The following is a 16,276-nucleotide window of genomic DNA, read 5'->3' on the forward strand; positions in this document are numbered from 1 at the left end:
GCCCGTCATCGTCCCGTCCCGTCCCGTGCTCACCCCGGTGATGGCGCCGAAGGTGACGGACGCGGAGCTGCTGGCCACCTGGGAGAAGTGGAAGTCGGCCCGTTCCCGCAATGATCTCGCCGCGGCGGAGGCCGCCCAGAAGGAACTGCTCACGCTGCGCGAGGAGGTGCTCGCCTCCGACCTGGAACCCCTGAGCATGGGCTTCGTGCGCGAGGCCGGGGTCCGCCGCCGCGCCGGGGACCTGAAGGGCGCGCTCGCGCTCCTGGACGTGGCCGTGGCCCTGTCGCCCGGGCTGCCCGCCGCGCGCTTCGCCCGGGCGGAGGCGTACGTGGTGGAGGAGCCGCTGAACGTGCCGCGCGGGCTGGGCGAGTGGAAGACCGCCCTCGTGACGCTGCTCGGAGACGCCCGCTACCGCCGGCCCGCGCTCACGGACCTGGGCGCGCTGGTGCTCGCGGCGTGGGCGGCCACTGCGGTGGCGGTGGTCGCGGTGCTCTTCCTGCGGCGGATCCGCTACGCGCTGCATGACTTCCACCACCTGCTCCCCCGGGCGGTGACGCGCTGGCAGTCCGGGCTCCTGGGCCTGATGCTCCTGTCGCTGCCCGCGGTGCTGGGCGCGGGGCTGGTGCCGGTGCTGCTCCTGCTCTTCGCCTCGGTCGCGCTGTACGTGGGCCGCGCCGAGCGCTGGGTGGCCGCGGTGCTGCTCATGGGCCTGGGCGTGATGCCGCTGGCCGCGGGGACGCTGACGCGCTTCACCGTCTTCGCCGGCACGCCCGCGGAGGACGTCTATCTGCTGGAGCGCGGGGGCCTGTCCGCGGGGGGCGCGGCGGCCCGCGTGCGTGCCCGCGCGGAGGCTCGCACCGCCCGCTTCCAGGAGCTGGGCGCGCTCGCCTGGTACGAAACGCGCCGGGGACTGCTGGAGGAGGCGCGGGCGGACTTCAAGGCCGCCTCCGCCCTCAAGTCAGGCGACGCGCGGATGCTCACGCGCTTCGGCAACGCGCTCATGGGCCTGGGCGACGTGGACGGCGCGGTGCTCCTCTACACGCAGGCGTCCAAGGCGGATCCGTCCATGGCGGATCCGCACTACAACCTGGGGCAGGTGTACCGGCGCCGGGCCCGGCTCCTGCCGGATGATCAGCTGGGCAAGGAGCTGGACCGCTCCACCTCCGCCATCGCCCAGGCGCAGACCCTGGACAACTCGCTGCTGCGCCGGGATCCGCCCCCGGAGGACCGCCCCCTGCTCAACCTCCTGCTGCTGGCCCCGACGGTGCCGGAGCGCGACTGGATGGAGCTGGCGGACGGCACCCAGGAGGGCGCCCGCGTGGAGGGCCAGGTGGGCCGGTGGCTGTCGCCCATCCTGCCTGCGGGCCCGGTGGGCTGGGGGCTGACCGCGGCGCTCGCGGCCCTGGTCGCCGTCTTCGGAGAGGCCTCCTGGCGCATGAAGGCGTCGCGCGGCTGCGAGCGGTGCGGAAACGCCGTCTGCCTCCGCTGCGACAAGGACCTGTCCGTGGGCAGCGCGATGTGCGGCCAGTGCGTCCACGTCTACGCGCGCAAGAGCCAGGTGCCCAAGGAGTTCCGCTCGCGCAAGCAGGGCGAGGTGGACCGCCACCAGGCATGGACGAAGCGGGTGACGTACGCGCTGGGCAGCCTGGTGTCCGGCGCGGGCCACGTGGGCACGGGCCTTCCGGTGCGGGGCGCCCTCTATGCCTTCCTGTTCAGCTTCGCGGTGGCCGCGCTGGTGCTCCACCGGGGCCTCGTCCGCACGCCGTACGGGGATGCTCCGCTGTACCTCAAGCTCGTGCCCGCGGGCACGGTCCTCTTCTTCGTCTACCTGCTGACCCTGCGCGGCCTGCGCCGCCACCAGCGGGGGGAGGCCTGAGCCATGGCCCTCAAGGGCACCCTCAAGGATTTCGGAATCGGCGACATCCTGCAGCTGATTGGTCAGCAGCAGAAGACGGGCACGCTCCACCTGCGCAACAAGGACCAGGAGGTGCGCGTCGGCTTCCAGGACGGCCACATCATCAAGGCCGAAAGCCTCACCCGGAAGCGCAAGGAGCTCATCGGCGCCATGCTGGTCCGCGCCGAGATCATCACGGAGACGCAGCTGGTGGCCGCGCTGGAGGTCCAGAAGCGCACCCTCAAGCGGCTGGGTGACGTGCTGGTGCAGAGCCACGCCCTCACCGCGGAACGCTTCCAGCACATGGCCCAGCTCCAGGTGACGGAGACGCTCTACCGCCTCTTCACCTGGAAGGCGGGCACCTACGAGTTCATCCAGGAGCCCGTGGAGCCCGGCCCCGAAGGCATCACCCCGCTGCGCGCGGAGACGGTGCTGATGGAGGGCTTCCGGATGGTGGACGAGTGGCCCGTCATCCGGAAGCGCATCCACCGCGACGACATGACCTTCGAGCGCGTCAAGGCGCTCCCGCCGCCCCGCGCCAACGCCGACGAGGGCGGAGAGCTGGGCGTCATCGGTCCGACGGAGCGCCACGTCTACGAGGAGATCGCCGTGGGGCGCGACCTGCGCCGCATGGTGGACCTCAGCGGCCTGGGCGAGTTCGAGACCTGCAAGGCGCTCTACAACCTGGTCAAGGGCGACTATGTGCGCGCCATCGACCCGGAAGGCCGCGCGCCCGTGCCGGAGGACAACCGCCTCGTCGCGCGGGTGGCCGGCCCCCTGGGGCGCATCGCGGTGACCATGGCGGTCATCGCGGGGCTGGCCTTCATCGCGTCCCGCTGGGCCGGGGGAAGCGGCCACGAGCCCGGCGCCTCCCGGTTGGGGGATCCCGCCGCCCAGCGTCAGATTGCCCACGCGCAGCGCGTCCGCATCGAGGCCGCGCTGGAGGTGTTCCAACTGGAGAAGGGAACCCTCCCGGAGCGGTTGGATGCTCTGGTGGATGCCGGATTGTTGAGTCCGGAGGAACTGCGCTACCCGTGGCGGGAGGAGTATTATTACCGTCGCACGGACGCCCGGCAGTTCATCCTCCTACCGCCCGTGCGCTAGCCTGCGGGCAGGCTCGCCGTCGAGAGATGGCGGGCGTGGGGGGAGGGGCGGCGTTAAATTGAGGGCAAGCGATCACTGAACGAGGAATGACGCGCATTGCGAAATCCCGCCACGCTGGAAGTGCCCGCAGCCCGCGCTGAAACCACTCCCACCTCCGCCAAGGTGGACGTCCGTGACAACGAGACGACCCTGGCCCTTTGCGGAAATCAGAACGAAAACCTCAAGCTGATGGAGCGGCGCCTGGGGGTCCGGGTGGGGCAGCGCGGTACGGAGCTGCTCCTGTCGGGGCCCGCGGACGCGGTCGCCTTCGCGGTGCGCCTCGTGGAGAACCTGGAGGGGATGATCCGCGCCGGACGCCCCGTCTACCGCGAGGACGTGGAACAGGCCATCAAGGTCCTGGGCCGCGGCACGGAGTCGTTGCAGGAGGTGATGCTCGGCACCGTCCTCAAGAGCTCCGGCAACCGGCAGATCGCCCCCAAGAGCATCGCGCAGAAGCGCTATGTGGACGCCATCCGCAACCACGACATCGTCTTCGGCGTGGGCCCCGCCGGCACCGGCAAGACGTACCTCGCCATGGCCATGGCGGTCGCCTTCCTCCAGGAGCGCAAGGTCAAGCGCATCATCCTGGCGCGCCCCGCCGTGGAGGCCGGTGAGAAGCTCGGCTTCCTCCCCGGCGACCTGGCGGAGAAGGTGAACCCGTACCTGCGCCCGCTCTACGACGCGCTGCACGACATGATGGCCGTGGAGCGCGCCCAGGCCCTGGTGGAGCAGGGAGTGGTGGAGGTCGCGCCGCTCGCGTTCATGCGCGGCCGCACCCTCAACGACGCCTTCGTCATCCTCGACGAGGCGCAGAACACCACCGTGGAGCAGATGAAGATGTTCCTCACCCGCCTGGGCTACAACAGCAAGGCGGTCATCACCGGCGACGTGACGCAGGTGGACCTGCCCACGGGCAAGCTGTCCGGCCTGAACCACGCGCGCTCCGTGCTGAAGAACATCGACGGCATCCACTTCTCGGAGTTCTCCGACGTGGACGTCGTGCGCCACCCGCTCGTACAGGAGGTCATCCGCGCCTACGAGCGCTCCGAGGCCGCCCAGAAGGCCGCCCCGGCGGCCCGCGAGACTGCCTCGGCCTCCGAAGGCACAGCCCCTGCGGTGGAACGCACGGAGTCCTGACGTCGTGACGCCGCACCCGCCACCCCCGCTCCCAGCCTTGCGCCGGGACGGGGGTGGAGTCGCTGGGTGACCCACACTGCTGCCTGTTGGCTTACCTGCAAATATCGCAGAGCGAACTGGCGTCCGGGCGGCGGCTGTCCCACCCTCACGAATTTTCCCCGTCGCTGCTTCCTTCTAGGGAGCCTGACGTCTTCGCAGGGTGAGGAGTTCCCCCATGGCCGATCCTGAATCACCAACCCCCGGGCCCAGTCCGCTGGACGCGCTCGCGGTGCGCCTGGGGCTCGGGCGGCGTGGGGAGTGGGGTCGGCGCATCGTGCAGGCCTTGTTGCTGCTCGTCGTCTCGGTGGGGGCGGGCTTCGTCATCTCCCCGGGCCTCTACAGCCAGCAGATTCCGGCGCTCACCACGGAGAACCTGGGCAAGCCCTTCCGCGCCAACTCGCCCGCCGGCTTCAAGGCCGCGCGCGATTACGACATCGTCCACCAGTCGATGACGGAGCAGCGCCGCCGCGAGGCCCGGAGCGCCGTGCGCCCGGTGTACGACCTCAACCCGGCGGTGGTGGGCAACCTGCGCGCGTCCGTGCGGGCGGGCTTCGCCTCCGCGCGTGAGCACCTGGAAGAGGAGAAGGACGCCCGCGCCGAGGAGACCCCGCAGGAGGAGGGCCAGACCAAACGCCGCCGCGCCACGCCGCTCACGCCGGAGGCCCTGGAGCGCCAGCGCCGCGACCGCGAGGAGATGCAGGCCCGGTTCCAGGAGCAGCTCTTTGGCCAGCGGGACGCGGGGCTGGAGTCCGAGGACTTCCAGGCGCTCGTCGCCAACGGCTTCTCGGAGGAGTCGGAGACCGCCACCCTGGTGCTGCTGGACCGGGCCTACCGTGCGGACGGCAGCCAGGTGTACGTGGCCGGCTCGCGGGAGGAACTGGTGCGTGAGGCACCCCAGGGCCTCACCGTGCGCGACGTGCAGCACAAGAACGAGGAGACGCTGCCCGCGGGCGCCGCCCAGGTGGTGGACATGCGGGAGGCGCACCAGGAGATGGACCGGTTCGCCTCCGTGCCCGGCAACGTGATGCCGGAGGCCCCGGCGGTGCAGCGCCGCGCGGTGCTGCGCATCGCCAAGCGACTCGTGCGCCCCAGCCTGACCATCAACATCGCGGAGACGGACCTGCGCCGCCGGCTCGCGGGCGACGCGGTGAAGGACGCCGTCATCGCCATCAAGAAGGGCCAGCGCGTCATCGGCGACGGCGAGCTCGTCAACGAAACGCACCTCGTCATGCTGCGCGGGATGCGCGCGCAGACGGACCGCCTGGACCTGCTCCAGCTCCAGGTGGGCGGCACGGGCCTGGTGGCCCTGCTGGTGGTGGCCTTCTACGGCTTCTGCCGCGCGGCCTTCCGCCGCTTCCGCCCCACGCGCAAGGACGGCATGTTGCTGGGCCTGTTGCTGGTGGGCCTGTTGGGCCTGCTCCAGGTCTGGGTGTCCATCGCGGACGCGGTGCAGGACCGCTACACGGCGCTGCCGATTGAGGCGTTCTATTACGCCTTCCCGGTCGCGGCGGGCGCCATGCTGGTGCGCTTCATCCTCGCGCAGGAGCTGGCGCTGTTCTTCGCCATGGTGTTCGCGTGCCTGGCGGGCGTGATGCTGGGCAACTCGCTGGCGTTCGGCATCTACACGCTGGTGGGCTCGCTGGTGGCGGCGGACCGCATCGTCAAGGCGAAGGACCGCGTGGGCATCTTCCGTGCGGGCCTCGTCACAGGCATCGCCAACCTCATCGCGGTGATCTTCCTGTTCCTCGTGGAGGGCAAGGGCCTGGCCGGGGACACGCTGATCACCGCGGTGTGTGCGTTCTTCGGCACCGCGCTCGCCGTCCCGGTCATGGTGATGGCGCTGACGCCGCTCATCGAGGCCACGTTCGGCTACGCGTCGGACATCAAGCTCTTGGAGCTGGCGAACCTGAACCACCCGGCGCTCAAGGAGCTCATCGTCCAGGCGCCCGGCACGTACCACCACTCCATCATCATCGGCACGCTGGTGGAGAACGCGGCGGAGACGATTGGCGCGAACCCGCTGCTGGCGCGCTCGTGCGCGTACTACCACGACATCGGAAAGGGCCGGAACCCGCTCTACTTCGGGGAGAACCAGAAGGGGGAGAACCGGCATGACGGGCTGGCGCCCGCGATGAGCGCGGTCATCATCAAGCGCCATGTGACGGAAGGCCTGGAGATGGCCCGGCAGTACCGCCTGCCCAAGCTGGTGGCGGACGCGATTCCGCAGCACCACGGCACGCGCACGGTGGGCTTCTTCTTCCACAAGGCCATGAAGGAGCAGGAGGGCAAGGAAGGCGCGCCCCCCATCGACGAGAGCATCTACCGCTACCCGGGCCCCAAGCCGCAGTTCCGCGAGGCGGCGCTGGTGATGATCGCCGACGCGGTGGAGGCCTCCACGCGCTCCATGCCGGACCCCACCAGCGCGAAGCTCCAGGCGCAGGTGCAGAAGATCATCAACATCATCTTCTCCGAGGGCCAGCTCGACGAGTGCGACCTGACGCTCAAGGACCTGAACCTCATCGCCCAGTCCTTCCTGCACACGCTGGAAGGCATCTACCACACGCGCCCCGTCTACCCGGCGGGCGCGATGGGTGGGGGCAAGGGCGGAGGCGCGCCGCTGATGATGGCGCCCGCCCCCGCCAAGACGGAAGCGAAGGACACGAAGGTGCGAACGGCGGGCATGTCATGAGCCGCAAGGTGGAGGGCGTGAAGCTGCGCAAGGGCAAGGTGATTCCGCGCGACGACGGCAAGCGCATCGAGGAGTTCGTGGGCGTGGCCAGCACGCAGACGGAGTCCGCGTCCGTGGCGCGCATGCGGGCGCCGCCGGGCTGGAGCGAACCCGCGCAGAAGCCGGAGTTCGACGAGGTGGTGCTCGTCCTCACGGGCGAGCTCACCCTGGTGGTGGACGGCAAGCGCGAGCGCATTGGCGCGGGCGAAGTGGGCCTGGTGCCGCGCGGCAAGCGCGTGGTGTACCGCAACGACTCGCAGGGCGCGTGTGACTACTGGTCCATCTGCGCCCCGGCGTTCCGCGTGGAGCTGGCGCACATGGAGAAGCCGGCGCCCAAGGCGAAGGCCGCGGACAACCACGTGACGGTGCAGGTGGCGCACGGCCAGGGCGCGGACTACGAGCGCCTGCTCACCACCTGGTCCCGCGACTACCTGAAGCGCCTGGGCCTCACCGACTGTGAGCTGTCGCTGTCGCTCGTGGGGGACCGGGCCATCCGCCGGCTCAACCGCACCTGGCGCCAGAAGGACAAGGCCACGGACGTGCTGTCCTTCCCCGCGGGCGACCTGCCCAAGGGCACCCCGGGCCCGCGCCCGCTGGGCGACGTGGTCATCTCCCTGGATACGGCGAAGCGGCAGGCGAAGGAGTACGGCCGCACGCTGGAGTCGGAGATGGCCCGCTACCTGGCGCATGGCCTCCTGCACCTGTTGGGGCATGACCATGAGAAGCCTCGCGACGCGAAGCGCATGGCGGCCCTGGAAGAGCAGCTTCTGGGTGAGCGGGGCATGGTGGCGGACTCGCTGACCATCGACTCGCGCGCCCGCCGCGCGAAGCTCATCTGAAATCCCCGCCGGGGGGCTTGCGGCCCCCCGTGCCTCGTGTTGGATGGAACGATGCCCCGCCTGTCGTCTCTCATCGTCGCAAGCCTGTTGGGTCTCCTGCTGTCCGCGTCCCCCGCGCGCGCCGCGTCGGTACCGCCGTGGGGCACGGGAGAGAGCCGGGGCGAGGACCTGTCCATCTGGCTGGTGACCTTCAGTCCTGGCGACGACGTCTTCTCATGGTGGGGCCACGGCTCGCTGGTGGTGGAGGACCGCGCCCGCAACATGCAGCGGCTCTACAACTACGGGATGTACTCGTTCGACGACCAGACGGTGGTGCACTTCGCCAAGGGCCGCCTGGAGTTCTGGGTCGGCGAGTCGAGCGTCAACGGCACCTTCCGCTTCTACAAGTCGCTGGGGCGCGACGTGCGCGTGCAGGAGCTCAACCTCACGCCGGAGCAGCGCGTGACGGTGGCGAAGAAGCTGGCGGACAACGTGCTGCCGGAGAACCGCGACTACCTCTACGAGCACTACAGCGACAACTGCGTGACGCGGCTGCGCGACATGATCGACGTGGCCGTGGGCGGCCGGCTGTCCGAAGCGGAGAAGGCCCCGGCCCGCATGACGCTGCGCGAGCACACGCGGCGCTACACGTCGGTGAGCCCGCCCGTGAGCTTCCTGCTCGACTTCATGATGAATGACTCCATCGACAAGCCCATCACCCGCCGCGAGGAGGCCTTCCTCCCGGACGAACTGGAGCAGCAGGTGGCGGAGCTGAAGGTGCCGGGCCCGGACGGGCAGCCGGTGTCGCTGGTGGAGAAGCAGTGGGACTTCTACGCGTCGCCCACGCGCCCCCGGCCCCCCGCGCAGCCTCCCGCGTTCGGCCCGTACATCCTCGCCCTGGGCGTGCTCCTGGGCGGCGCCGCGCTGGGCCTGGCCGCGTGGGAGAAGAAGGGCAGCCGCGCGGCGCGCATCCTCCTGGGCCTGGAGAACGTGGTGGTGGGCCTGGTGCTGGGCATTCCCGGGCTGGCGCTCGTCATCATGTGGGTGGGCACGAACCACGTCGTCACGCACCACAACGAGAACCTCTTCCTCGCGAACCCGCTGACGCTCCTGGCCGTGCCGTACGGCCTGCGCCTCACCTGGAACAGCGCGAAGGCGCGGGCGCGGCTCAAGTGGGTGTGGGGCCTGCTGGTGGCCACGGGCGCGCTGGGACTGGTGCTCAAGGTGCTGCCCTGGTCCGACCAGGACAACTGGCGCGCCATCGCGCTCATCCTGCCAATCTCCCTGGGCATGGCCGGCGCGTTCTGGCTGGACCGGCTCCGGGCGCTCGTGCCAGGAACGGCGCGCACGCCGCCCCGTCAGGATGCGCCGGTGACCTCGCTCAAGGCCTCCTGAAACACCCCGGCTTTCCCAACTGTTTCGATACGAAGGAGACGACGAACGCCATGGCGAACGATTCGATGGAGACGATCCACGCCCTGAAGGAGCGCCTCAACGCGCTCCGGGGGCATCTTTGACCTCGACCGCAAGCGGTCCCGCATTGCGCTGATCGAGCGTGACTCCACGCAGCCCGACTTCTGGAACGACAACACCAGGGCCCAGGGCCTGCTGAAGGAGAAGTCCACGCTGGAGGCCAGCGTGGGCGCCTTCGACAAGACGATGCGCGGGCTGGACGACGCGCAGACGCTGCTGGAGCTGGCGGCGGAGATGAACGACGAGGCGAGCGCGCAGGAGGCGGAAGGCACGCTCGCGTCGCTGGAGGGCGAGGTCGCGAAGCTGGAGCTGGCGCGGATGCTCTCCGGGCCGCAGGACCGCAGCAACTGCTTCATGGACATCAACCCGGGCGCGGGCGGCACGGACTCCATGGACTGGGCCGCCATGCTCCTGCGCATGTACACGCGCTACGGCGAGACGAAGGGCTGGAAGGTCGAGATCAGCGACGCGTTGCCGGGCGAAGAGGCGGGCTTCAAGAACGTCTCCCTGCGCATCGAGGGCGAGAACGCCTACGGCTACCTCAAGGCGGAGGTGGGCGTGCACCGGCTCGTGCGCATCAGCCCCTTCGACGCCAACGCGCGCCGGCAGACGGCCTTCGCGTCCGTGGACGTGTACCCGGAGGTCGACGACAGCATCCAGATCGACCTGCCGGAGAAGGACTACGAGTTGAAGTTCATCCGCGGCAGTGGCGCGGGTGGCCAGAAGGTCAACAAGACGTCGTCCACGGCGCAGCTGCGGCACCTGCCCACGGGCATCATGATCACCTGCCAGACGGAGCGCTCGCAGTCGGCCAACAAGGACATGGCCTTCCAGATTCTGCGCGGCCGCCTGTACGAGCTGGAGATGAAGAAGCGCGACGCCGAGCGCGACGCGGCCGAGGCGGCCAAGAAGGACATCTCCTTCGGCTCGCAGATCCGCAGCTACGTGCTGGCGCCGTACCGGATGGTGAAGGACCTGCGCACCGGCGTGGAGACGGGCAACGTGGACAAGGTCCTGGACGGCGACCTGGACGAGTTCGTCACCGCGCAGCTGCTGGGCGTGAAGAACCCGAACCGCAACGCCTCCGCGGACTAAGGCCAGGGCGCCCTGTCTGGCTGCATCCCACCCCTCCCGGGCCTTGAGTCCGGGAGGGGTTTTCCATGTCCGGGAACCTTTTTTCCGGGGCCGGTGTCAGGGGGCGGGGCAGGGTGGTGCGGTAGGATGGAGTAGGCCCTACACGGGGAGGCGCGGGTGTCACCGGGCGGAGTGCTCGACGTCGGACAGCAGGCCCTGGCCCCCGAGGCCCAGGCCGACCCGCGCCGCGAGGAACAGGCGCTGCTCGTCCGGCTGCGGCGCGGGGACCCGGAGGCCTTCGAGTCACTGGTGCACCAGCACCAGGACCGCCTCTACGACTTCTGCTTCCGCATGGTGGGCGACCGCGAGGAGGCCCACGACCTGGTGCAGGAGATTTTCGTCAGCGTGCACCAGAACGTCCGGCGCTTCCGCGAGGACGCACGCCTGTCCACGTGGCTGTTCCGCATCTCCAAGAACCACTGCCTCAACCGGCTGAAGTACCTCCAGCGCCGGGGGCGGGGCCGCTCGGAGGTCTTCGACGAGATGAGCGCCGCCGCCATCGCGGAGGGCGGGGGCGCCCCGCCGCAGCCGGACGCCGCCCTGGACGCGGCGCGTGAGCGGGCCCGGGTGCAGCGGGCCATTTCCCAACTGGACCCCGATGCGCGCATGCTGGTGGCGCTGCGAGACATCGAGGGCCTGAGCTACGACGAGATTGTCGACATCACCGAGCTGCCCGAGGGGACCGTGAAGAGCCGGCTCCACCGGGCACGCGAGAAGCTGGCGGACCTGCTGGGGCGCTTTGAACCATGAGCGGCGGCGGGTGGAGGTCAACGGACGTGGAACCTCGATTGGATCACCGGGAGGCGAAGGCGCTGTTCCTGGCGCTCGCCGACGAACAGCTACCTGCCCCCCAGGAGCAGGCGGTGCGCAGCCACCTGGACGGCTGTGAGGAGTGCCGCCAGGGGTGGGACCGGTACGCCCGCACGGTGGAGCGGGTGCGCACAGTGGAGCGGGAAAAGGCCCCGCCCGCGCTCGCGTCGCTCGTGGCCGCCCGTGTGCGCCGCCAGCGCCGCTTCGGCCTGAAAGGCCTGCACCTGGCGCATGCCCAGCACCGCTTCCCGGTGGAGATCCTCATCCCGCTGCTGTTGGCCGCGGCGGTGGGCGCATTTCTCTTGATGTCTTCCTGACGGTCATTTCCGGGGCCGCTACCCCCTGGGATGCGTTGCGTACCGGGGGAGGCTTGGCTACGGTGCCGCGCCTTTCACACGAGCGCGTCATGGCCGACACCGAGAACAAGACCCCCCCAGGTGAGAAGAGCGGCGAAGCGGCGGACTCCAGCTCCAAGGAGCAGGAGATCTACCAGCAGCGGTTGGACAAGGCCGCGAAGTGGCGCGAGGCCGGCTTCAACCCCTACGGCAACGGCTACGCCCCCAAGGACGTGGCGCAGCGGCTCCACGACGACCACGGCCAGAAGACCGCCGAGGACCTGGACAAGGAAGCCCCCCAGGCGGACGTCGCCGGCCGCATCGTGGCCATGCGCTCGTTCGGCAAGGCCGCGTTCATCAAGCTGCGCGACCGCTCCGGCGAAATCCAGGTGCACGTGAAGAAGGACGCGCTGGGGGACCTCTATGAGGTCTTCAAGCAGTGCGACCTGGGCGACTTCGTCGCGGCGCAGGGCACCGTCTTCAAGAGCAAGACGGGCGAGCTGTCCATCGCGGCCGCGAAGTTCATCCCGCTCACCAAGTCCCTGCGCCCCATGCCGGAGAAGTGGCACGGCCTCACGGACGTGGAGGTCCGCTACCGCCAGCGCTACCTGGACCTCGTCTCCAACCCGGACGTGAAGCAGGTCTTCCTGAAGCGCAGCAAGCTGGTGAAGTTCATCCGGAGCTTCCTCGACGGGCGCGACTTCGTCGAAGTGGAGACCCCGATGATGCACCCGCTGGTGACGGGTGCGGCGGCGCGGCCGTTCGTCACGCACCACAACACGTACGACATCGACCTCTTCATGCGCATCGCGCCCGAGCTCTATCTGAAGCGGCTCGTGGTGGGTGGCATGGACCGCGTCTACGAAATCAACCGCAACTTCCGCAATGAGGGCATCAGCACCCGGCACAACCCGGAGTTCACGATGCTGGAGTTCTATCAGGCGTACGCCACGTACGAGGACCTGATGGACCTCACGGAGGAGATGCTCTCGGAGGCCTCCCGCCACGTCACCGGCGACTCCAAGGTGAAGTACGGCGAGCACACCATCGACTTCGGCAAGGGCTGGAAGCGCATCCCCATGCCGGAGGCCATCCGGGAAGCCGTCCCCAGCCTGTCCGACAAGGACATGGTGGACGTGGACCGCCTGCGTCATGAGCTGCTCAAGACGGTGCATTCAGAGGCGGAGCGCCGCGCCGTGGACGCCATGAACCACGGTGAGCTGGTGGGCGCCCTCTTCGAGGCCCACGTCGAGCACACGCTCATCCATCCCACCTTCATCACCCAGTATCCCACCGCCGTCTCGCCGCTCGCCCGCCGCAACGACCAGAACCCGGAAATCACGGATCGGTTCGAGCTCTTCGTCGCGGGCCGGGAAATCGCCAACGCCTTCTCCGAGCTGAACGACCCCCTGGACCAGAAGGGCCGCTTCCAGGCCCAGCTGGACGCGAAGCAGCGGGGGCAGCAGGAGACCATGGACTACGACGAGGACTACATCCGCGCCCTCGAACACGGCATGCCGCCCACGGCCGGTGAAGGCATCGGGATTGATCGCGTCGCCATGTTGTTCACGGACGCCGCCAGCATTCGTGACGTGATTCTCTTCCCCCTCCTCAAGCCGCTGGCGAAGTAGCCACGAGGCCTCGTGCACCCCGCCGAACGGCAGACCGATTATCGCTGGCCCCTCCTGTGGGCCGGCGCCCTCGTGGCCCTCGTGGGAGCCATCCTCCTGGGGGTGGCCATCTCCGAGTCCGAGGCGTGGGCCGAGGTGGCCGGCGCCCTGGGCCTCTCCTTCGTGGGGTGGGGCGGGCTCGTCCAGTCCTTCGACGCCGGGGCGCTCGCCCTGGGCGCCCAGAAGGCCTCGGCCGTGGCCGGACCCAAGGCCCTGGTGGCCGGGACGCTCGTCTGGCTGGCCGGCTGGGGCCTCATCGCCGCCGGCATCCGCCGCGCGCCGGCCTCCGGTGAGGGGCCCAGCCCCGCCGCGGGTGCGCCCCTGTACCCGCGCCTGGCGCGCTACCGGGACTTCTACTGGAGCACGCTGGGCGCCTACGGCGGCGGCATCCTCCTGGCGGAGCTGGCGCTGCTGCTGCTCCAGACCGTGCTCTCCAGCGGCGTGCCGTCGGATCTGGGCGGCGCGGCGCGCGAGGCGAGCGGGGGGCTGTCGCTGCCTCCCACCATCGCCTTCGCCATCGCCTTCATCGTGAGCATGGGCGTGGCGTTCGCGTCCGGCTTCGTGGGCGCGTCCCGGGCGCAGCGGCTGTCGTTCCCGGAAGCGACCATCGGCGTGTTCTACCTGGGCCTGCCGGTGCCCATTCTCCTGTCGCTGATGGAGCGTGTGCCGTCGCTGCAACTGGCGCTGGGCTACCGGCTGCGCGAGGTGACGTACGTCGCGGGGCTCATCGGCCGGCCGGAGCTGGCGTACTGGCTCGTCTTCGCCGCGCTGGTGCTGGCGCTCGTGCTGGGCATCAACACGGGCTTCATCGCGGCGGGCAGCGGCCGGGTGGACCTGCGGCTGGGCTTCGAGCTCTTCGTCGCGCGCCGGCACGTGGCGGTGTTCCGCCCGTCGCTGCTGTTGGGCGCGCTCGCGGTGCTGATGTTCGGCATCGTCCCGCCGCTCATCGTCTACTTCATCATCCGCGGGGCGGAAGCCGCCGTGGAGCGCACGCGCGTGAAGTCCCTGGGCCTGGCGGATCCGCTCGCGGCCGCGTCCGCGCAGCACCGCATGAAGCTGCATGAGCAGTCGCCCACCATGATGATGACCGCGCTGTCCGTGGGCGGCGTGGGCGTGGGCGTGATGGCGCTCATCATCGTGCTCAGCGTGATGAGCGGCTTCGAGGCCGACCTCCAGCAGAAGATCCTCGGCACCAACGCGCACGCGGTGGTGTCTCGCTACGCAGGCGATTTGCCGGACTACGACAAGGTGATGCAGCAGGTGAAGCGCGTGCCCGGCGTCGTGGGCCAGACGCCCTTCATCATCAACCAGGTGATGATCGCCTCGGAGGGCAACGTCGACGGCGTCATCATCAAGGGCATCGATCCGAAGACGGTCGGCTCGGTGACGGACCTGCCGCAGAACATCCTGCCCGGCGGCGACCTGGGCCACCTGGAGCAGCCCGCGAAGATCCTCCCCAGCAGCGCGGTGGAGGACGCGGAAGGCAAGAAGGACGCCGAGGAGGAGGACCCCATCATCGGCAAGCCCTCCAAGCCCGCGAAGCCCACGGTGCTGCCGGGCATCATCATCGGCCGGGAGCTGGCGGCCTCGCTGCGCGTGGTGGTGGGGGACCGGGTGAACGTGGTGTCCCCGCTGGGCACGGAGCTGGGGCCGTCCGGGCCCATCCCCAAGAGCCGCGCGTTCCGGGTGGCGGGCGTCTTCTACTCGGGCATGTACGAGTACGACTCCAAGTTCGTCTACATCCTGCTCAAGGAAGCGCAGGACTTCTTCGCCGTGAAGGGCGCCACCGGCATTGAACTGAAGGTGGCGGACATCGACGACGCGCGCCGCATCGCCAACCAGGTGGTGCGCGTGCTGGGCGGCTACCCCTACCGCGCGCGCGACTGGGGCGAGATGAACAAGAACCTCTTCTCCGCGCTGCGCCTGGAGAAGCTGGTGATGGGCATCATCCTGTCCATCATCATCATCGTCGCCGCGGGCCTCATCGTCGCCACGGTCATCATGCTGGTGCTGGAGAAACGGAAGGAGATCTCCGTCCTCAAGGCGCTGGGCGTCCCGGACGGCGGCATCGTGAAGATCTTCCTCGCCGAAGGGCTCCAGATTGGCGTGGCCGGCGGCGTGCTGGGCCTGTTCTCCGGCCTCGCGTGGTGCCTCTTCATCGAGAAGGTCGGCATCAAGCTGGATCCGGAGGTCTATTACATCCCCGCGCTGCCGGTGCGCATCGAACCGGTGCAGACAGCGCTGGCGGTGATCATCGCGGTGCTCGTCACCTACCTGGCGTCCATCTACCCGGCCCTCAAGGCGAGCAGCGTGGAACCGGTGGAAGGTCTGAAGGCGGAGTAGCCATGGCGCTGTTGTCCATCCGCAACGTCTTCAAGAGCTACTTCCTGCACGGCAAGCGCATTGACGTGCTGCGCGACGTGTCCCTGGACATCAACGCCGGCGAGCTCGTCTCCATGATTGGCGCGTCCGGCGCGGGAAAGAGCACCTTCCTGCACGTGCTGGGCACGCTGGACGCCCCCGCCGCCGGTGAAGTCCTCTTCGACGGCAAGTCCGTCTTCTCCATGAACGACGCGGAGATCGCCGAGTTCCGCAACCGCACCATCGGCTTCGTCTTCCAGAGCCACTACCTGTTGCCGGAGTTCACCGCGCTGGAGAACGTGGCCATGCCCGCGCTCATCCAGCGCAAGGACCGCACCCCCGCCTACGCCTACGCCCGTGAGCTCCTGGAGCGCGTGGGCCTGGGCAGCCGCGTGGACCACCGCCCCGGTGAGCTGTCCGGCGGCGAGGCCCAGCGCGTGGCCCTGGCGCGCGCGCTGGTGCTCAAGCCCGCGGTGCTGCTCGCGGACGAACCCACGGGCAACCTGGATCCCACGACAGGCGAGGGTATCCACCAGCTGCTCCGGGAAGTGAACCGGGACCTGGGAATCACCGCCGTCGTCGTCACGCACAACGAGACGCTTGCTCGCTCCATGCCCCGCCGTCTGAGACTGGCCGGCGGGCAGGTGTCGGAGGCCTGATGGCCGCGCGCTTTTGGATTGAGGGGCCCTCCCCCCATCCCGTACATTGCCCCGCCTTTTCCTGGCCGGACTGCA

Annotated in this window: 12 protein-coding genes; all 12 read left to right on the forward strand. The window is 69.6% G+C overall.

Annotated elements, in window-relative coordinates; translation table 11 throughout:
• The coding region (locus D7Y15_RS46600; RefSeq protein ID WP_121753370.1) for a tetratricopeptide repeat protein at positions 1–1,876 on the forward strand (1,876 nt) is incomplete at its 5' end.
• 3 nt (positions 1,877–1,879) lie between these two features.
• Positions 1,880–2,998: a DUF4388 domain-containing protein gene (locus D7Y15_RS18190; protein ID WP_121753371.1), complete on the forward strand. Its 1,119-nt coding sequence runs from the start codon at positions 1,880–1,882 to the stop codon at positions 2,996–2,998.
• 96 nt (positions 2,999–3,094) lie between these two features.
• The gene (locus tag D7Y15_RS18195) at positions 3,095–4,174 is read left to right on the forward strand and encodes a PhoH family protein (RefSeq protein ID WP_121753372.1); all 1,080 of its coding nucleotides are present in this window, start codon (positions 3,095–3,097) and stop codon (positions 4,172–4,174) included.
• A gap of 214 nt (positions 4,175–4,388) precedes the next feature.
• The gene (locus D7Y15_RS18200; RefSeq protein WP_121753373.1) at positions 4,389–6,902 is read left to right on the forward strand and encodes an HDIG domain-containing metalloprotein; all 2,514 of its coding nucleotides are present in this window, start codon (positions 4,389–4,391) and stop codon (positions 6,900–6,902) included.
• A complete protein-coding gene (ybeY, locus tag D7Y15_RS18205; protein WP_172811405.1) occupies positions 6,899–7,780 on the forward strand; it encodes an rRNA maturation RNase YbeY in 882 nt (293 codons plus the stop codon). Before D7Y15_RS18200 ends, ybeY begins: the two co-directional genes overlap by 4 nt.
• Before the next feature lie 51 nt (positions 7,781–7,831).
• Positions 7,832–9,154: a DUF4105 domain-containing protein gene (locus D7Y15_RS18210; RefSeq protein ID WP_121753374.1), complete on the forward strand. Its 1,323-nt coding sequence runs from the start codon at positions 7,832–7,834 to the stop codon at positions 9,152–9,154.
• 50 nt (positions 9,155–9,204) lie between these two features.
• Positions 9,205–10,327, forward strand: a protein-coding gene (gene prfB / locus D7Y15_RS18215) for a peptide chain release factor 2 (RefSeq protein ID WP_233605000.1) whose coding sequence is annotated in 2 segments (ribosomal slippage) — positions 9,205–9,273 and positions 9,275–10,327 — 1,122 coding nt in all. Because the reading frame shifts where the segments join, the coding sequence is not laid out codon by codon here.
• A gap of 156 nt (positions 10,328–10,483) precedes the next feature.
• Positions 10,484–11,116, forward strand: coding sequence for an RNA polymerase sigma factor (locus tag D7Y15_RS18220; RefSeq protein WP_120576356.1), 633 nt, complete (start codon positions 10,484–10,486; stop codon positions 11,114–11,116).
• Complete coding sequence (locus D7Y15_RS18225) at positions 11,113–11,493, forward strand: anti-sigma factor (RefSeq protein WP_120576357.1); 381 nt, start codon at positions 11,113–11,115, stop codon at positions 11,491–11,493. The genes D7Y15_RS18220 and D7Y15_RS18225 overlap by 4 nt, the downstream gene beginning before the upstream one ends.
• Before the next feature lie 89 nt (positions 11,494–11,582).
• Positions 11,583–13,142, forward strand: a complete 1,560-nt coding sequence (gene lysS, locus D7Y15_RS18230) for a lysine--tRNA ligase (RefSeq protein WP_120576358.1) — start codon at positions 11,583–11,585, stop codon at positions 13,140–13,142.
• Between the two features lie 12 nt (positions 13,143–13,154).
• The gene (locus tag D7Y15_RS18235; RefSeq protein ID WP_121753375.1) at positions 13,155–15,524 is read left to right on the forward strand and encodes an ABC transporter permease; all 2,370 of its coding nucleotides are present in this window, start codon (positions 13,155–13,157) and stop codon (positions 15,522–15,524) included.
• A 2-nt stretch (positions 15,525–15,526) separates the two neighbouring features.
• On the forward strand, positions 15,527–16,201 hold the full coding sequence (locus tag D7Y15_RS18240) for an ABC transporter ATP-binding protein (RefSeq protein WP_120576360.1): 675 nt from the start codon (positions 15,527–15,529) through the stop codon (positions 16,199–16,201).
• Positions 16,202–16,276 lie beyond the last annotated feature (75 nt).

Source organism: Corallococcus sp. AB030 (assembly GCF_003668965.1).
Taxonomy (GTDB): domain Bacteria; phylum Myxococcota; class Myxococcia; order Myxococcales; family Myxococcaceae; genus Corallococcus; species Corallococcus exiguus.

Bases quoted from the DNA above. Each gene is read 5' to 3' on its own strand.
- D7Y15_RS18225 (WP_120576357.1), top strand. From the start codon at position 11,113: ATGAGCGGCGGCGGGTGGAGGTCAACGGACGTGGAACCTCGATTGGAT.
- D7Y15_RS18190 (WP_121753371.1), top strand. From the start codon at position 1,880: ATGGCCCTCAAGGGCACCCTCAAGGATTTCGGAATCGGCGACATCCTG.
- lysS (WP_120576358.1), top strand. From the start codon at position 11,583: ATGGCCGACACCGAGAACAAGACCCCCCCAGGTGAGAAGAGCGGCGAA.
- D7Y15_RS18200 (WP_121753373.1), top strand. From the start codon at position 4,389: ATGGCCGATCCTGAATCACCAACCCCCGGGCCCAGTCCGCTGGACGCG.
- D7Y15_RS18240 (WP_120576360.1), top strand. From the start codon at position 15,527: ATGGCGCTGTTGTCCATCCGCAACGTCTTCAAGAGCTACTTCCTGCAC.
- ybeY (WP_172811405.1), top strand. From the start codon at position 6,899: ATGAGCCGCAAGGTGGAGGGCGTGAAGCTGCGCAAGGGCAAGGTGATT.
- D7Y15_RS18210 (WP_121753374.1), top strand. From the start codon at position 7,832: ATGCCCCGCCTGTCGTCTCTCATCGTCGCAAGCCTGTTGGGTCTCCTG.